Source organism: Peptacetobacter sp. AB800, assembly GCF_047807365.1.
Lineage (GTDB): Bacteria > Bacillota > Clostridia > Peptostreptococcales > Peptostreptococcaceae > Peptacetobacter.
In genome coordinates this window covers 53,498-69,953 of sequence record NZ_JBLOUI010000003.1, presented here as the reverse complement: position 1 = coordinate 69,953, position 16,456 = coordinate 53,498, and the positions used below count along the sequence as shown (strand labels likewise).

At 26.7% G+C, this 16,456-nt stretch carries 18 protein-coding genes and 6 tRNA genes; all 24 read left to right on the top strand.

Annotated elements, in window-relative coordinates:
* Window positions 1-49: 49 nt before the first annotated feature.
* The 24 genes from ACK2WN_RS02355 (at window position 50) to ACK2WN_RS02240 (ending at window position 16,370) form a co-directional block, all read left to right on the top strand.
* The gene (locus ACK2WN_RS02355; protein ID WP_416154725.1) at window positions 50-319 is read left to right on the top strand and encodes an HU family DNA-binding protein; all 270 of its coding nucleotides are present in this window, start codon (window positions 50-52) and stop codon (window positions 317-319) included.
* A gap of 453 nt (window positions 320-772) precedes the next feature.
* A tRNA-Gln gene (locus tag ACK2WN_RS02350) sits at window positions 773-849 on the top strand.
* Window positions 850-886: 37 nt separating this feature from the next.
* Window positions 887-961, top strand: a tRNA-Met gene (locus ACK2WN_RS02345).
* Between the two features lie 4 nt (window positions 962-965).
* A tRNA-Trp gene (locus ACK2WN_RS02340) sits at window positions 966-1,039 on the top strand.
* Window positions 1,040-1,045: 6 nt separating this feature from the next.
* Window positions 1,046-1,119: transfer RNA gene (locus tag ACK2WN_RS02335), tRNA-Asn, on the top strand.
* Window positions 1,120-1,187: 68 nt separating this feature from the next.
* Window positions 1,188-1,259, top strand: a tRNA-Glu gene (locus tag ACK2WN_RS02330).
* Between the two features lie 10 nt (window positions 1,260-1,269).
* Window positions 1,270-1,358 (top strand) — tRNA-Ser (locus ACK2WN_RS02325).
* Window positions 1,359-2,650: 1,292 nt separating this feature from the next.
* On the top strand, window positions 2,651-2,839 hold the full coding sequence (locus tag ACK2WN_RS02320; RefSeq protein ID WP_416154724.1) for a hypothetical protein: 189 nt from the start codon (window positions 2,651-2,653) through the stop codon (window positions 2,837-2,839).
* Window positions 2,840-2,924: 85 nt separating this feature from the next.
* Window positions 2,925-3,848 (top strand): hypothetical protein, encoded by a 924-nt coding sequence (locus tag ACK2WN_RS02315; protein ID WP_416154723.1) that lies wholly within the window; start codon window positions 2,925-2,927, stop codon window positions 3,846-3,848.
* Complete coding sequence (locus ACK2WN_RS02310; RefSeq protein ID WP_416154722.1) at window positions 3,802-5,532, top strand: terminase large subunit domain-containing protein; 1,731 nt, start codon at window positions 3,802-3,804, stop codon at window positions 5,530-5,532. Before ACK2WN_RS02315 ends, ACK2WN_RS02310 begins: the two co-directional genes overlap by 47 nt.
* Window positions 5,533-5,553: 21 nt before the next feature.
* Entirely contained in the window at window positions 5,554-7,029 is a 1,476-nt protein-coding gene (locus ACK2WN_RS02305; RefSeq protein WP_416154721.1) for a hypothetical protein, read from the top strand.
* Window positions 7,022-7,219 (top strand): hypothetical protein, encoded by a 198-nt coding sequence (locus ACK2WN_RS02300; protein WP_416154720.1) that lies wholly within the window; start codon window positions 7,022-7,024, stop codon window positions 7,217-7,219. The genes ACK2WN_RS02305 and ACK2WN_RS02300 overlap by 8 nt, the downstream gene beginning before the upstream one ends.
* Before the next feature lie 18 nt (window positions 7,220-7,237).
* A complete protein-coding gene (locus ACK2WN_RS02295) occupies window positions 7,238-8,704 on the top strand; it encodes a hypothetical protein (RefSeq protein WP_416154719.1) in 1,467 nt (488 codons plus the stop codon).
* A gap of 17 nt (window positions 8,705-8,721) precedes the next feature.
* Entirely contained in the window at window positions 8,722-9,180 is a 459-nt protein-coding gene (locus ACK2WN_RS02290) for a hypothetical protein (protein ID WP_416154718.1), read from the top strand.
* A gap of 17 nt (window positions 9,181-9,197) precedes the next feature.
* The gene (locus ACK2WN_RS02285) at window positions 9,198-10,175 is read left to right on the top strand and encodes a hypothetical protein (protein WP_416154717.1); all 978 of its coding nucleotides are present in this window, start codon (window positions 9,198-9,200) and stop codon (window positions 10,173-10,175) included.
* A gap of 89 nt (window positions 10,176-10,264) precedes the next feature.
* A complete protein-coding gene (locus ACK2WN_RS02280; protein ID WP_416154716.1) occupies window positions 10,265-10,888 on the top strand; it encodes a hypothetical protein in 624 nt (207 codons plus the stop codon).
* Between the two features lie 12 nt (window positions 10,889-10,900).
* Complete coding sequence (locus ACK2WN_RS02275; RefSeq protein WP_416154715.1) at window positions 10,901-11,551, top strand: hypothetical protein; 651 nt, start codon at window positions 10,901-10,903, stop codon at window positions 11,549-11,551.
* Complete coding sequence (locus ACK2WN_RS02270; protein ID WP_416154714.1) at window positions 11,552-12,529, top strand: hypothetical protein; 978 nt, start codon at window positions 11,552-11,554, stop codon at window positions 12,527-12,529.
* A 13-nt stretch (window positions 12,530-12,542) separates the two neighbouring features.
* Entirely contained in the window at window positions 12,543-13,049 is a 507-nt protein-coding gene (locus ACK2WN_RS02265) for a hypothetical protein (RefSeq protein ID WP_416154713.1), read from the top strand.
* Window positions 13,027-13,818 carry a hypothetical protein gene (locus ACK2WN_RS02260; RefSeq protein WP_416154712.1) on the top strand — a complete coding sequence of 264 codons (792 nt, stop codon included), beginning with the start codon at window positions 13,027-13,029 and terminating at the stop codon, window positions 13,816-13,818. Before ACK2WN_RS02265 ends, ACK2WN_RS02260 begins: the two co-directional genes overlap by 23 nt.
* A gap of 46 nt (window positions 13,819-13,864) precedes the next feature.
* On the top strand, window positions 13,865-14,665 hold the full coding sequence (locus ACK2WN_RS02255) for a hypothetical protein (RefSeq protein ID WP_416154711.1): 801 nt from the start codon (window positions 13,865-13,867) through the stop codon (window positions 14,663-14,665).
* A gap of 126 nt (window positions 14,666-14,791) precedes the next feature.
* Window positions 14,792-15,574 carry a phage tail domain-containing protein gene (locus tag ACK2WN_RS02250; RefSeq protein ID WP_416154710.1) on the top strand — a complete coding sequence of 261 codons (783 nt, stop codon included), beginning with the start codon at window positions 14,792-14,794 and terminating at the stop codon, window positions 15,572-15,574.
* 12 nt (window positions 15,575-15,586) lie between these two features.
* Window positions 15,587-15,979 carry a hypothetical protein gene (locus tag ACK2WN_RS02245; protein WP_416154709.1) on the top strand — a complete coding sequence of 131 codons (393 nt, stop codon included), beginning with the start codon at window positions 15,587-15,589 and terminating at the stop codon, window positions 15,977-15,979.
* The gene (locus ACK2WN_RS02240; protein ID WP_416154708.1) at window positions 15,966-16,370 is read left to right on the top strand and encodes a hypothetical protein; all 405 of its coding nucleotides are present in this window, start codon (window positions 15,966-15,968) and stop codon (window positions 16,368-16,370) included. Before ACK2WN_RS02245 ends, ACK2WN_RS02240 begins: the two co-directional genes overlap by 14 nt.
* Window positions 16,371-16,456 lie beyond the last annotated feature (86 nt).

Here is a 16,456-nt window from a genome sequence, read left to right as displayed (position 1 = left end):
TATATCATTTATAAATTAAAAAGTAAGAAAATAAGGAGAAAGTTAAATTATGAAAAAACAGGAATTAATTAAAACTGTTGCTGTGACAACAGAATTAACTCAGAAACAAGTAAAAGAAGTTTTAGATGCTACAGAAGTTGTACTAAAAGATGTTATGAAAAATGAAGATGAAATAACAGTTTTTGGTGTGAAATTTGCTACTAGACTTCAAAAAGGTAGAGATGGAGTTTCTCCAATGACTGGTGAACCTTATCATACAGAAGATAAAATAGTACCAAAACTTAAAGCTATGAAATCTCTAAAAGAAGCTTGTTTATAAAATAATTTAAACTAGGAAGTAATTTATTAAAATATATATTTATATGTTGTTAAGAAATCTTACAATCGTTTCTTTGAACAACCATTAAATGCAATTTGAAGAATTGATACTTCAAAGACTTGAAGGATAAATAATAAGTCCTAGTAAAGATTGTTGTATGATGTTGTATTGCATCATTAAATAAGAACAGAGAGGATAATCCTCTCTTAATGTGGTTAGGTAATTTAAAGAAAAATACCTTAGTGGAAATATAGGTGCAACTCCTATCCTAACAGATGTGATATTTGTTCATTTTATAATAGTACCTCCTTTCATAGAAAACTTTGGCAATCAGAAGTTTCTAGTTTTATAAGATTGCACTTAAAAATTCGTGTGAGAGTTCTGACACGAAGTAAAAATAAAATAGTAACTCAAGTGAAGAAGATTGGAATAACTAGTAACCAATCTAAATATTGTGGGGTGGCGAAGTTGGTAAACGCAGATGACTTTGACTCATCCATTCGCAGGTTCAAGTCCTGTCCCCATAGCCAATAAAATTTTAATTTAATATAAGTTTTTAAATGATATTGCAGAGTAGAGAAGTGGTAACTCAGATGGCTCATAACCATTGTAATGTAGGTTCAAATCCTACCTCTGCACCCATTATATGGGTATAGTTTAATGGTAAAATGATGGATTCCAAATCCGTAGTTAAGGGTTCGATTCCCTTTACCCTTGCCAAATTATGATTCATTAGCTCAGTTGGTTAGAGCGTCTGACTGTTAATCAGAAGGTCTTAGGTTCGATTCCTAAATGAATCGTTATAATACCTCTTTTTATTGATTTTTAATAATTATTGCAAACTTCTTATTTTTGTGGTTTGCAATCTCGCCCTATAGTGCAGGGGTTAGCACACCACCCTTTCACGGTGGCGACACGAGTTCGAATCTCGTTAGGGTGATTTAAAATATGGAAGGTTACCCAAGTGGTTAAAGGGGAATTCTTGCTAAGAATTTAGACTACAATAAGTGGTGCGTGGGTTCGAATCCCACACTTTCCTTTTGAATTAAAAGATGTTTAAACTTTTTAATAACTGTTTAAAGTTTTCATATAAATTTAGTGTTTTACTTTATTGTCTTGAGAGTTATGATAAACATAACTCTTTAAGGCATAAAAAACAACACAAGGGGATGGTAAAAACTCTAAATGACTAATAAAGAGTGTAAATAAACCTTGCGTTGTTTTATATATTTATTATAGTATATTATAAATTATTTTTCAATGATTTTTATATAAAGGTAGCTTGGTATCTTTAGGATAGTCTATGTGAATAGGTAAAAGACAAGTTATGTGTAGTCGCTACTGTAGTAAGTAGTCCGTCTAAGCAAAGCATATTCTCTAAGTTCTTATAGAGTTGGTGGCTTTATGAGAGTGTCTTATATGTATGCTAAGTGAAAACCTAACCAATGTCAAATGATGAGGTTAAGGTGAATTAGGTGTGGTAGCCTAATAGCTTGTACCGAAGCAATATGAAAGATTAGAATATGCAAGGGATATTAGTTCGAGTTTAACAAGCAAGAGCAGATTCTAATTAATATTGAGAAATCTTGATATTAATCGTAAAGAGAGTTTAAATCTTTACACAGAGGAGTTTAGTATTTTGTTACTAAAAGGTAACGAAGCTAAAGGTACAGTACTTCTCTAAACAAAAATCACATACCTTAACTGAGTAGGGAACGTCAGTACTATACAGAAGATTCTTATTGTTTAAGTTTAATAGTTTAAAAGAGTAAAAGCAACTATAATTATACAAGTAAGCGAAAATCTGTATCGACAAGTAGTGAAAATGCACTAATACTTCACTAATAATAGAATGAAGTTCAATATAGTTACGCAATAGCTATATTGATTATTAATCACACTTCAAGATGGCGACAGCTAAGCTGGAAGGGAGTAAATGATTGATGAGAAGCTACTTGGAAAAAGTCAATTGCTCAGACTGTAAATAGAGTGTGCTTAATCTCATACTAGCGAAAGTTAGTGAACAAACAAGGGAATAAATAATCCTTGCGAAATGGGATATAATCTAAACTACGGTTGTTCAATAGTTTTATTAATAAAATAATCTGCAAAAAGGCGTCAATGGAGTTTGGTGCTTTTGCGTTAGGAATCTATTAATTTAGGTTCTTATAACGTGGTACTGAAAGCGTAAGTTAGTGCAATTCTAACTAGTACCTAAAATGAAAGTTAAAAAAGATATTTGCCTATCTACCAAGTTGTAGAAAAGGTTTCTGAGGGTGTATTTAATAATATATACATCTTCTGTATTAAAAATATAAGGAGAATTATTCGATGATAAAGAAAACAAATAAAGTTACAGCAAATAAAATAATGATAACTAATGAAAATGGTGTATTAATGGTACACGAATTTGATAAAGATGGTCTTGAAACTAATATAATAACTTTAGAAGAAGTTATAAAAGACTTTATGAATAAAGAATATGTTGGATTATCATTAGGTTATGATGTTAATTGTTAGTTAAGAGGTCTATAAGGCTTCTTAGCTATTTTTTTTGTTTTTCTTATTGATAATGATAATTGTATGATAAAAAGAAGGTGATAAATTGGCTTTAACTAAAATAATTTGCAGTAAGTGTGGCAAAGAAAAAAGCGAAAGAGAATTTCTTTTTTCATCTAGTGAATTATATAAAAATAATAATAAAATTCCAATATGTAAAGAATGTTTAAATATAAGATTTAAAACTATATACAATACTTATAATGGTGATTTGAAATTATCACTACAGCATTTTTGCTTAAATTTTGATATATATTTTGATGAAGAAGTTTTTAATGATATGTCTAATATTAAGTTACATAATTTTGTAATAGAATATTTAAAAAAAATAAATAGAAATAAAGTTAATAAGAATAGAAGTTCATTGGATAATCTTATTTATATTTATTCTACAGAAAAATGTGTAGATGATAAAACTGAATTTATAGATAATACAACTTTAAAAAATACATTTGAAATAACTAATGATATGTTAAAGAGATGGGGCAAAAACAAGTTTACCAATGAAGAATTAGAAATACTTGAATATAAATATGAAGAACTTATAAGTGAATATCCTTCTGAGAAATATCAAGAGAGGGAGATTATTAAAGATATTTGTCAAATAGAAATACAAATGGATAGAGCATACAAAAATGGCGACCATAATGCATATGCAAAATTCCAAAATATAAAATCTGAAAAAATGGCTGAGTTAAATGTAATACCATCTAAACAAAAACAGTATGACGAGGATAAATCTATGACTTTAGGTCAAATGATAAAAAGGTTTGAGGAAGAAGAACCTATTCCTGATATTACTGATGAATTTAATGATGTAGATAGAATACAATTTAATATTAATAGATATTTTACTATACCTATGCGTAAAGCTTTGGGTATAGATAAATCTAAATATACGGTAGAAGATGAGTTAAATACTTATGAAAACTTTATCGAGAAAAAGAAAAAAACTAAAAAAAACAAGTAAAGAAAATTTACACGATGGTACGGCTATTTGGACTGAATTTTACAGAAAAAATCCTCATAGATTAGTAATGGATTATTTACAATTAGAAATATTTCCTTTTCAATGTATTTTATTGTATATGATGAACATTTGTACCTTATTTGCGTTTGTGGCTTGCAGGGGCTTGGGTAAGTCTTATTTAACAGCACTTTTTTGTGTTGTACGTTGCATACTATATCCAAATACTAAAGTAGTTCTTGCATCAGGTAATAAAAAACAAGCAGGTATGATAATTACTGAAAAAATTGAAGATATGAGGATGCGTTCTATAATATTAAATTCTGAAATTGAAAAAATACAAACAAATAATCAAGATATTAAATGTATTTTTAGAAACGGAAGCATTATTCAAGCTACCGTTGCAGGAGATGGTGGTAGAGGACTTAGAGGAAATGTTCTAATAATTGATGAATATAGACTTGTTAAAAAAGATGATATAGATTTAGTTCTTAAACAGTTTTTAACAGCACCTCGTAGACCTAAGTTTTTGAGTAAAACAGAATATAAGAACTATCCAAAAGAGCCTAATAAAGAATTATATTTAAGTTCTGCTTGGTATAAATCACATTGGAGTTATGATAAATTTTTGGAAATATTAAATAATATGATGGATGAAAAAAATTCATTTTGTTGTGATATACCATATACTTGTTCCTTAGACCACGGACTTCTTCTTAAAGAAAAAATCGATGAAGATAGAAATTCAATAGGAGAAGTTAAATTTGAAATGGAATATTGTGGTTTATGGTTTGGGGAAAATGAAAAATCTTATTTCAAATCAGATGAAATAAATCAATGTAGGGTTTTAAAGAATCCTTTTTATCCTTTGACTGAATTAGAAATTTTAAATGGTGTAGACGCAAAAATTAAAAATAAAGGTTATAAAAAACAAAATGGCGAAATACGATTAATAAGTGCAGATATAGCTATAGAATCAGGTGAAATAAACGATAATTCTATTTATACGTTATTAAGAATGTTACCTGATAGTGAAGGTTATAAATCAGAAGTTGTTTGGATGGAAAATCATAATGGGTTATCTCCTGAAAAACAGGCTATGCGACTTAAAGAATTATATGAAGAATTTGAAGCAGATAAAATAATAATGGATACTAACGGAAATGGTATCGCAGTTTTTAAAGAAATGCAAAAATCTCAATATAATGATTCATTAGATAAACATTATAATTCATTTACTAATTATAACAAAAATAGTGATATAGATGAAGAAATGTCTAAAGGTTCATTACCTGTTATTTATGCATTAAAACCCAATGCTAAAATTAATAATGATATAGCAATATACTTAAAAAATGCTTTTAGAACTAAAACAATTAGATTACTAAAAGATGATAATGAAAAAAGACAAGATTTAGAAATTAATGATAAAAAATTTAATAATATGACAGCTTCAGAACAGATAGATATTTTAGAACCATTTATTGAAATCACTTCAATGGTAAATGAAATAATTAATCTTGAATATGAAGCTGTAGGTGGAAATATTAAAATAAGTGAAAAAAGTAATAATAGGAAAGATAGATATTCTTCTATTGCATATGCAAATTATTTAGCTAAAATTATAGAACACGAAGAAATAGCTAAAAAAAGTAGAAGTAATAATCAAATATTCTTCTTTAATTAAATTATATAAGGTGGTGAGAAAGTGGAGAATAGCAACAAAAAAGATTTAGACTTATTAATGGCTAATGCTGTAAGAGAAACTTATGCTACAAAAGTAAGAAATATTAATAATGGTATTGGTGCTGTAGATAAAGTATATAAAAAAATATCTAGAGCAAGAACTCAAAGTAAAGATAGTATAAGAAATGCTTTAAAAGACGCTACAAGTGAGTCTAATATAAAAACTTTACAAAATGCTATGAGTTCTTATAGGATATCTAATGGTATTTTAAAGCAATTTATTAATTATCAATCTAATATACTCACTAATGACTATTTTCTTGTACCAACTGATATGACAAAATTTAAAAACAAAGAAGATATGTGGAAAAAAGAATTAGAAGTTGCGAAATATTTAGAATTATTCAATGTAAAGAAAAATTTCCGTTGGATGTTTGAAGAATTAATTACTTTTGGAGAATTATATATATATCTTATTGAATCTAAAGATAGTGTTGTAATAGTTAAAATACCACAATCTATATGTATTATAGTTGGAAAAGATATGAATATGCAAAATGTTTATGGTATTGATTTAAGTAAAATTACAGAAGAAGAATTAAATTATTTTCCAAAAGAAATTCAAGACGCTTGGAATAAAAAGAAAAATGGTACTTTAAAATCAGATGAATTAGTCGATAATAAATATTATAAAGTTAGTGAAAAAGGTGTTGCTTTTACACTAGATGAATGGGGAATAAAAGGTGTGCCTTATTTTGCACATATACTAGATTCTCTTATGGCATTAGAAGATATAGAAGATTTAGATTTATCCAATGCTACCACAGATAACTTTAAATTAATTCAACAAAAAGTGCCTATAGATGATAAAGGTACTTATCTTTTAGATTATGATGCTGTAGGTATATATCACCAATCGGTTAAAAATGCTGTTCCTAGTGGAATAGGGGTAGTTACTTCTCCTATGGAGATAAAAGGCGTACCTTTAACAGATAGTAGAGTTAAAAATTTAGATTATGCTACTAAAGTTAAAAAAAGTATTTATGATGCAACAGGATTTAATGATGATTTATTCAATGGTAGTAAATCTTCTAATGAAGCAATAGCTATGGGGGCAGTAGTAGATACTTTATTACCTTTAAAAATTCAATCTATGTTTGCTAGTTGGATAAATACAATATTAAAAAATACTAGTAAAACAAAAAATTGGAAGGTTGTTTTCTGTAATTCAACAGAATATAATCAATTAAATATGGTAAAAAATGAAAGAGAAAATTTAGCTGTTTATGGCTCTAAAAAGAAATATTTAGCTTTACAAGGATATACTCCTTTAGAAGCATTAAATATATTATTAAATGAAGAAATGCTTGGTATAGAAGAAAAAATGTTACCTATGCAAACTTCACATACACTTTCAAGTGAAGATGAAAAAGGCAGACCATCTAATGAAGATAATCCTGATTCTTCAACTAATACAGGGGAAAGTGAGAGTGAATAAGATGGAACAATTTGTAAAAGTTTTTGCAGAAGAAGATAAAGAATATCTTGTAAATAATGGATATAAATTACTTAATTCTGAAAAAAATGGAAATATAACAATATATACATTTAAAAATGATAGTAATAAATTAACGTTCTCTAAAGAAGATAGAGAGCGTTTTTTATTTACAAATATATTAAATTTTTAATTGCAAGGAGGTGAGAAATTGGAAAATATAAACATACCTTGCAAGATTAGATGTTATGAAGAAGAAGAAACTAAATTTGGTTTAAAGAAAGCTAAAGTCTATATTATGCACGAAGGTATTAATCGTAATAATACTTCTTTTAGTAAGAAAGCTATAAAAAAAGCCGAAAAAACAATAAAGAACAGACCTTTATTAGCTTATATAATAGTTGATGAAGATGGAAATGCAAAAGATTTTTCAGACCATCGTATGAAGTTAAAGAAAACTAAGAATGGAATTGAAATGTATTACTTAGAAAAACCAATAGGTGTCTTTCCTGAAAGTTGCAATCCACGTTATGAGGAAATAGGTGGGGTTACTCATTTTGTTGCAGATTGTTATATTTGGGAGGGTTATTCTAATGAAGCATTGTCTTTAATTGATGATGCAGATGGCGAAAAACAGGTATCGATGGAAATTGCAGTTTTAGATTCTGAAACTACAGAAGATGGAATAACTGATATAACTGATTTTAATTTTATGGCTGTTACTGTTTTAGGTGACGATGTAGTACAAGGAATGAATGGAACTTGTGGTTTAGAAATGTTTAGTAATAATTCTAACATAGAAGAATTTACTAAAGAAATAACATCTAAGATTAAAGAAATAGAAGAAGGTGAAAACAAAATGGAAAAAGATATATATGGATTAGGTTCTAGTGAATTATATAGATTAGTAGGTGAATCACTTATTAACTATATGTACAAAGAAACATCTCATTGGGGCGAAGAATATGAATATAGAAAATATTCCCTTCAAGATGTTGATTCAGAAGAATCTGTTGCAATAGTATATGATTTTGAACAAAAAAGTGTATTCGGAATACCATTCACTTTAAATGAAAATAAGATAACTTTAAGTATGGACGATATATCAAAATATGTGTCTGTTTGGAAAAAAGTTGAAAATGATACAGAAACGCTTAATTTTGATTTAAGAAATACTCAATTCACTAAAGTTCTTGAAGATAAAATAGAACAGATGAATGAAGAATATTCTAAAGTCAATGAAGAAAAAGAAGAGCTTCAGAAACAATTTGAAGTTACTAAAGAAGAATTAGATACTTTACAAACAGAAAATTCAGAATTAAAAGAATATAAAGAAACTAAAGAAAAAGAAGAAAAACAGATGGCACTTGAAAAAGAAGTTTCAGAAGTTGTTTCTGAATTTGATTTAGTTATGGAAGAACTTGAAGAATTAACTTCTAAAGTTTATTCAGAAGAAATATCAATAGATGAGTTCAAGAGAGAATTATTTGTTTTAGAAGGAATGAAAGCGATAGAAGAAAAGAAAAAAGCTAAATTCACTAAAAAAGATAATGATAAAGAAGAAAATTTAAAAATAGAATTTTCATTAAAAGAAAAAGAAATAAAAGATAAAGAGCAAGAAACTAAAGAGAGAAAAAAACAACTCTATGGTGGAATATTTGCTAATCAAATAGATTAATAGGAGGATTAAGAAATATGGCTAAAATGGCATTAGTTAGAAAATCTACTGGTAGAAATATATCAGTAAAACACACAGCAGATTTAGAAAATGGTTCAGTTATAGGTTATAAAGAAGTTATGACAGACGTAGTTGGAGAAGAAGTAAGAAAGGTTCAAAATTTAACTGATGGTGAACCGTTTGCAATATTAATATGCGATTGTCATAGATATAAAGAAGATAAAACAGATGCTGATTTCATATTAAAAGCAGGACAAGTTGGTAGAGCATATATACCAATGAGAGGTGATGTTTATGAAATAGATGAATCTTTTGTTGATACTATAACAGGAGCAAATGCAGGTGACTTACTTGAATTAAAAGCAGATGAAATGAAATTTGCTAAGAAAGATACAGGTACTGCTGTAGCTAGACTTAGAAGAAAAGGTCTAACAAATATATTAGGACAAAAATCTTGTGAAATAGAAATAATATAATAGGGGGTTTTAAAATAATGGATACAAACGCTTTAAGACAATTATCTATGGATTTATACCATAAAAGAGTAGTAGAATTTTCTGAAAAGGAAGCAAATGATAGATTAAGAACGTATATAAAAGATGAAATATGTGGTGGAGAATGGAAACCTTATACATTTTTACAACATAAATATGAAATATATGAAGTAATGTCTGAGTTACTTACAACTACTACAGCAGAATTATCAAGAGATATGTTTGAACATATAGCACAGTTTAAAGATACAGAACTAGGAGATAGAATAGAATTCATAGTTGAAAATCCTGAGTTATATGAAGTTTCTGTTATAGCGTCAGGTACTAACGACCTATTAAGACAGAAATTAATAAATGGTAAAGCACAGACTACAGGCTTTGATTTAGGTGTTAAAATATATGCTGAATTCAACGAATTTATGACAGGAAGAATAGATTGGGATAAATGTGTTGAAAAAGTAGCTAAATCATTTAATGTTGCTATAGCTGAATTAATAGCAAAAGAATGGAAAACAGCTTATGATACAGTATCAAGCGATTTAAAAGTAACAGGTGATATAGATGAAAATAAACTTGTTGAATTAGTACAGAAAGTTGAATCTCAGGGGCAAGGTAAAGCTATTATATATGGTTCTAAAACAGCATTAGCTAAAATACCAAATATAACAACTTTAGAAGCAAATGCTAGAGAAGATAGAGAAAAAGGTTATGTTTCTATGTTCAAAGGTACTGAATGTGTGGAATTACAAAATAAATATGACCTAGCTACTAAAAAATGGGTACTTGAAAATGATATATTATTTATAGTTCCTTCTGAGGTAAAACCTATATTAATAGGATTTGAAGGTGATGCTTTCGTAATGGACGATGAAACTGGCGAAAGATTAGATAGACAAGTAGAATACGAAATGACTAGAAAAGTTCATTTAGGTGTTCTTAAAAATCAAGTTTATGGAATATATGATTATTCAGTATAATTATATATTCTTTTTTTATGGAATAAAAGAAGAAATATAAAAGGGAATAAATATTTTTATTCCCTTTATTATAGAAAGGGGATAAAAATATGACAACTGTAAAAGTTGAAGAAATAAAAGAAACTGATAATACGGAAACTCAAAAAGAAACAACAAAAAAGACTAGAACTAAGAAAACTACACAAACTAAAAAAGAAGTTAAAAGCAAATCAACTATAAATAAAGAACTTAGAGCCAATGCTAAAGATATAGATGTTGAAGTACAATCACTTGTAAAAGGCGAAGTATTTTATTGTTCAAGAAAAACAGGCGAAATATTAGAACTTAGTGAAATTGGCGATAGAGAAATAATATCTTTAGATTTATTAATGGATATAAGCAAAAGATGTAAAAAATTACTTAGTAATTTAGTTATAAGTATATCAGATATATATTCAGAAGATTATAAATTAGAAGATATAATAGAGTTCTTTGGTTTAAAAGATTTATATAGTTTTAAAGAAATGACTTTAGAAGAAATAGATGATTTTATACTAAATACAGATTTAACTGAATTTGAAAAAGAATTTACAAATATACAAAATGAAAATCTTAAATTCAGATTAATAGAACGTTCTGTAGGTTTAGTTAAAGAAGGATTACTAGATTCTACTGCGAAAATGAAATTATTTGAAGTTGCTTATGGTACAGAATACTTATATAAAAATATATAATAGGTGAAGAAAATGTTAATACCTGTAAGTAAAATCTATGATGATTTTTTAGAATCTGTAGAAAGTGAAACTATAGCTTTAAAAACTGCTTTTTTAGCAAGAAAATCATTAAATAAATATTTAAAAAATTCTATAACTAGATTTTCTACTTGTAAGAAAACAATTAATATAGTAGGCACTATTATTGGTGATGGTGAAATTGATGTAGGCAATAACACTTTTGTTATAGAAGATTGCGATAAAAAACCTAATATAGAAGTGTATTATGAGTTAGAAGATAAAGGAATTATAGAACTTTGTAAGTTAAAAGACTATAAAGTTGAAGAAATTGAAGATAGTAAATTTCTTATAACATTAAATGAAAATGCTAAAGAACAAATATATGTTGATTATTTTTTAGATGGGAATTTAGAAGTTGATTCAGAAGAAGGACTGACTGAACTTGAAAAAAGAATAATAGTTGAAGGTATGATACTTGAATGGTTAGCACCACAAATAAATCGTGAAGATAATTTAAAGCAAAGGGTAGCGAATAAAGAGTTTAAAAAATTATCAAATGCTACTATGTTGAATTCTTTAGTAAAAATTGATTCTCATAGAAAAGAAGAATATAAAAATCTTATAAACGAATATTCTTATAGAAATTTCAATGGGTTTAATTAAATGGACTTACATAAAAGATATAAGAAAAAAGTATTAAATAATACAAATACTTTAAGAGAAAAAGAAACTTTAGAATTACAATGGTATTTTGAAAATGTAACTCTTAAAACTATGCCTAGTGTTAGCCATATTCAAATAACAGACCCTGATGAATATACAATTACTGAAACTACAAAGTATTGTGATGTTATTTTGGAAGATATAACTAATAACGATAAAAAAGCCTTAGATGAAAAAAATATGTACACTAAAATATCCGAGAATATCGATGTTGGCTGTTATATATATTTTGATAGTTCTTTTTGGTTAGTTATATTTAAAGAGCATAAAACAATAAATGATAAAAAACATTTCATTGTTAGAAGATGTAATCAATTTGTTAATTACAAATATAAAGGCGAAGTATATAAGATACCTGTATCGATAGAAAACCTTACGATGTATAGTGATGGTTTAGCTGACGGAGTTAATATATCGACAGAAGATGCTAAAAGACAAATATGGTATGGAAATAATCCTATTACTAGATTATTAAAAGTTGGTACTAGAGTAATGCTTACACATAATACTGTATTTAGAATAACACACATAAATGATTTTGAATTTGTTGGTAATGAAACAGGTTCAGACGGAATTATAAAAGCACTTGTTCTTCAAACGGGTATTCTTAAAAAAGATGATTTAGAAAATAATATAGCATATAATGATAATTCTGAAATAGCACAAGAAGATGAAAACTTAGAAATTATAGGTTCAGATAGAATCTATGTAGGTTCTTATAAAGATTATAATATAAATAAAAGTTCAATTTTATTTGAATTAGAAGATACACCTTATGCAAAATTAGAAAATATTAATGATAATACTTGTAGAGTTATTATTTCAAGTAATTCTAATTGTATAGGGAAATCTATTACATTAATTGCAAAAAATAATAATGAAGTTGTAGATAGAAAAAAAATATTAATAATTAGTTAGGTGGTGTTTACTTTTGTTATATGGAAATCCAAATAAAATAATAAGTGAAGTAGGCACTAAATTAATGAATAATCAAAGATTTGCAAAATTATTATATTATGCAGATAAAAATGGTTATGATTATATTGATATTGATGAATTGCCTGATGTAGAAAACCCTATAGAAACTTTAAAAAATAATAAAGTATTTTATGGAAGAAGATTCGGTAAAATATATAAAAGTGCTGATGCAGGGGTTTATATAAGAATGGGTGAATTTAGTTTAGAATCTAGTAAGTTCATTGATAGAAGTTACATTGAAATAGGTGTAGTTTGTCACGAGAAATATTTAGATACTTTAAACGGTGATAGAAACTTATGTTTGATAGATACAATCCAAAAAGTAATAGATGATATGAGATATATAGGGGATTTAAAATTTAGAAGAGCATTACCTATCAGAGATTTACCCGTTGAATATGAAGGTTTCTATATGGCTATAGAAATATTAGACTATAATGGAAATAACCTTAACAGATAAATTTATATCAGGGTGTGATATAAATTTAAGCAATAAAAAATTAGGTATAATTCATCAACCTAAAATAAAAGAATTAATAGAAAAAGATATAAAAATTTCAGATATTACAACTTTATTTTCTTTGATAGAACATTCATATTGGAAATTAAGTAGAGATATTTTTATAGAAAAATTACCTAGTAAATTCATTTTAGCTTTAACAATTGATAAAATAAATGAGAATAAGACAAATCATATAAATAATTTATTTATAGCATTATCTATTTTATACGAAGTTGATATAAATAATATTATTATTGATAGTTTTGATAATGAGATAGCAATATTAATTAAAGATAAAAATGTTTTAATAAACGAAGATAATTTTGATATATTTCTTGATGTGGTTTTAAATATGTTTAAAATAGATAAGAATGAATTACATAAACCTTTAAAAAAAGAAGATGAATGGGTGGAACTTTCAGGAACACAAAGAGAAAAAGATATGATAGAGTTCTTTAAAAAAAGAAAAAAAGAAAGAGAAGAAAAAGAAAAATTACATTTAAATGATTATATAAATATAGTTGTACATATAGGTAAATATACTTATGATTATGTAATTTCTTTAACTTATTGGCAATTAATGAATAGTTTAAAATCATTACAAATAATAGAAAAATATAAAGAGATGTTGGGTTATACTTGGTCTTATAAATTTGATATTAAGAGTGAAGATAATCCACATTGGATAAAAGAAATTAAATTAGAACAAGACACTATTGAATTATAGTGTCTTTTTTTATACAAAAAATTAAAATAAGAAAGGAAATGATTAGATGGCTCAATTTGCTATAAAAGACGCAGGTAATATAATAATGAAATCTAATGCTACTGGTAAACCTTTATTCTACTCAAGAGCATTAAACAAATTCAACTTCAAAGTTGATTCAGAATCAGTATATGCAAAAGCTAAAGGAAGTAACTACATAGCTTTTGACGGTGCTATAACAGCTACTATAACTATGGAACAAGAAGTTATAACATTCCCTCAGTTATCTTTAATACTAGCTTCTGACTTAGTGGAAGGTGAAGCTAACATATCTCAAAGACAAATAGGTGAAGCTGACGGACTTAAAAAAGTTACATTAACTAATGTTAAATTCATAAATGGTTCAACTTCTGCCTTCTTAGTTGAGGAAGATGGTGTAACTATAGGAAAAGAAATAGAAGGTAAATTCACTCAGCAAGATAGCAATCTTGAGTTCCTTGCAACTGGAACATTAGATGAAGGTACTAAAGTTGCTATATTCTATTCTATAACTAAACCAAACGTTAAGAAAATAGTTGTTAAAGACGAAGCATCAGCATCTAACTACAGAATAGAAGCAGATATAGCTGTTAAAACTGCTGAAGGTAAATATATGACACTTTATGCTACATTCTTCAACTGTAAAGCACAGAGAAGTATAGAATTTGGTCTTGATGCAGAAAACCCAGTAAACTTCCAAACTACACTAGATGTTCTTCCTAATGAAAAAGGAGAATACGTTGAGTTCTCATTCGTAGAAGATGATCAGGCAGAAGCTATGGCTATGTTCAATGCTATGGGTGTTCCAACAAGAAAAGCATCTAAATAGTTTATAAAACAATTAAATAAAGAAAATAAATAAAGTAGAGGGTACTTTTGTACCCTTTACCATTTATTCTTGTTTGTGTGTTTAGATGTGGAATATAGAAATAAGAATAAATGAAGGGGTGATAATATGTTTTATTCTCCAAATTTTTCTTTTGATAATATAGACAATGATATGATGGATATTGTTTTAGTAACAACAATTAATGATGATATATTAAATAATATAGGCACAACTTATATAGAAAGTATAAAAAGTCAAAATACAACAACAGACAATCCGTATTATTTATTAGAATCAAAAGAAACGGAAACTTTATTGCTAGAATTTGCTTATGTAGATTTAAGAGATAATTCTCCTCTTGTTTGGGATGAAGATAAAATAGATGAGGTAGTTAATTGGTTGTATAAAGATAGTTTTAAACCATTTGTATCTCAAGATAACGATGAAATTACTTATTATTTAAAAGCTACAAAAATATATAAAAGATTTAATAATGAAATGAAGGGTATGCTTGAAGTTGAGTTCCAACCATATACAGCATACGGTTATAAAAATTTTATAAAAAGAATAATATGTGAAGATGAAATAGAGAGTAAGATAAATAATGAATCTACAACATCAGAAGAATATTATGAACCTGTAATTGAAGTAATAGCAAAATCTGATGGAGATATAGAAATACAAAATTTAAGTATAATAGAAGATAAACCTTTAATAATTAGTGATATGAAAGCTAATGAGAAAATTATAATAGATAATTTTACTTATACTGTTCAAAATGAATTGGGAGAAAATAAATTTCTTTCAGTAAATAGGAATTGGATAAGATTAAAAAAGAAAAAAAATATATTAAAAATAAAAGGAAATTGTGAAGTTTTGATAAAATGCAATTTTCCTAAAATAGTATAATGAGGTGATATTTTGGTAAATATAGATAAATTCAAAGCAAATGAAATTAGAAAAATATTTGAATTAGAAGATTCAGAAGGCAATATAGAAAAAATAATTTTAAAAAATCCAACAAAAAAAGTTAGAACTGAATTTAGCGATGTTGCTACAAAACAATCAGAAGATAATTTTAATTTAATCGAATATTTAATAAAAGAATTAACTAATATAGAATTAAATAAACCTTTAAAAGAAATATTAGAAGGGGAATATGTAGAACCTGTATTAGAAGATGTTGTAAAAGAGTTATCTACAATAGTATTAGAACTTGTAAGAGGATATGTTCGTGCTAGTTCTGTAAATATAGAAATGAAAGAAGCAGAAGATACATTAAAGGAATTCTTAAAAGAAAATGGTATTCAATAGTTTAAATGACTTAAAATCTTATGTAGAAAAAAAACATAAACAAACTATAAAAGTAATAGCTGAAAAAGAACAAAGAATATTAAGAGATGAAGTAATGTCGCAAGTATATGAAGCATATAGTCCTAATTGGTACACTAGAACTTGGGCATTATATAATAATATACAATATACAATCAATGGTAATTCTGTATCATTAAAATTAGCAAATAATGGAAATTGGCACTCTGTTTATAGTGGTGAAGAAGTATATGCGTTAGCTACTTTAGACGCAGGTACAACTTGGGCAAGAGGTGGAACGAATGTTCAAGAAAAAACATTAAATAGAGTTTCAAAAGAATTACCTAAAGTGTATAAAACAACAATGAATAGTTTAGGTGTGCCAGTAAAATAAATATAATAAAGAAGTTGATAAAGGAGGAGTAACTAAAATAGTTACTCCTTTATTTTTTTTAATTAAATTTTTGTGTGTTTAAGCAA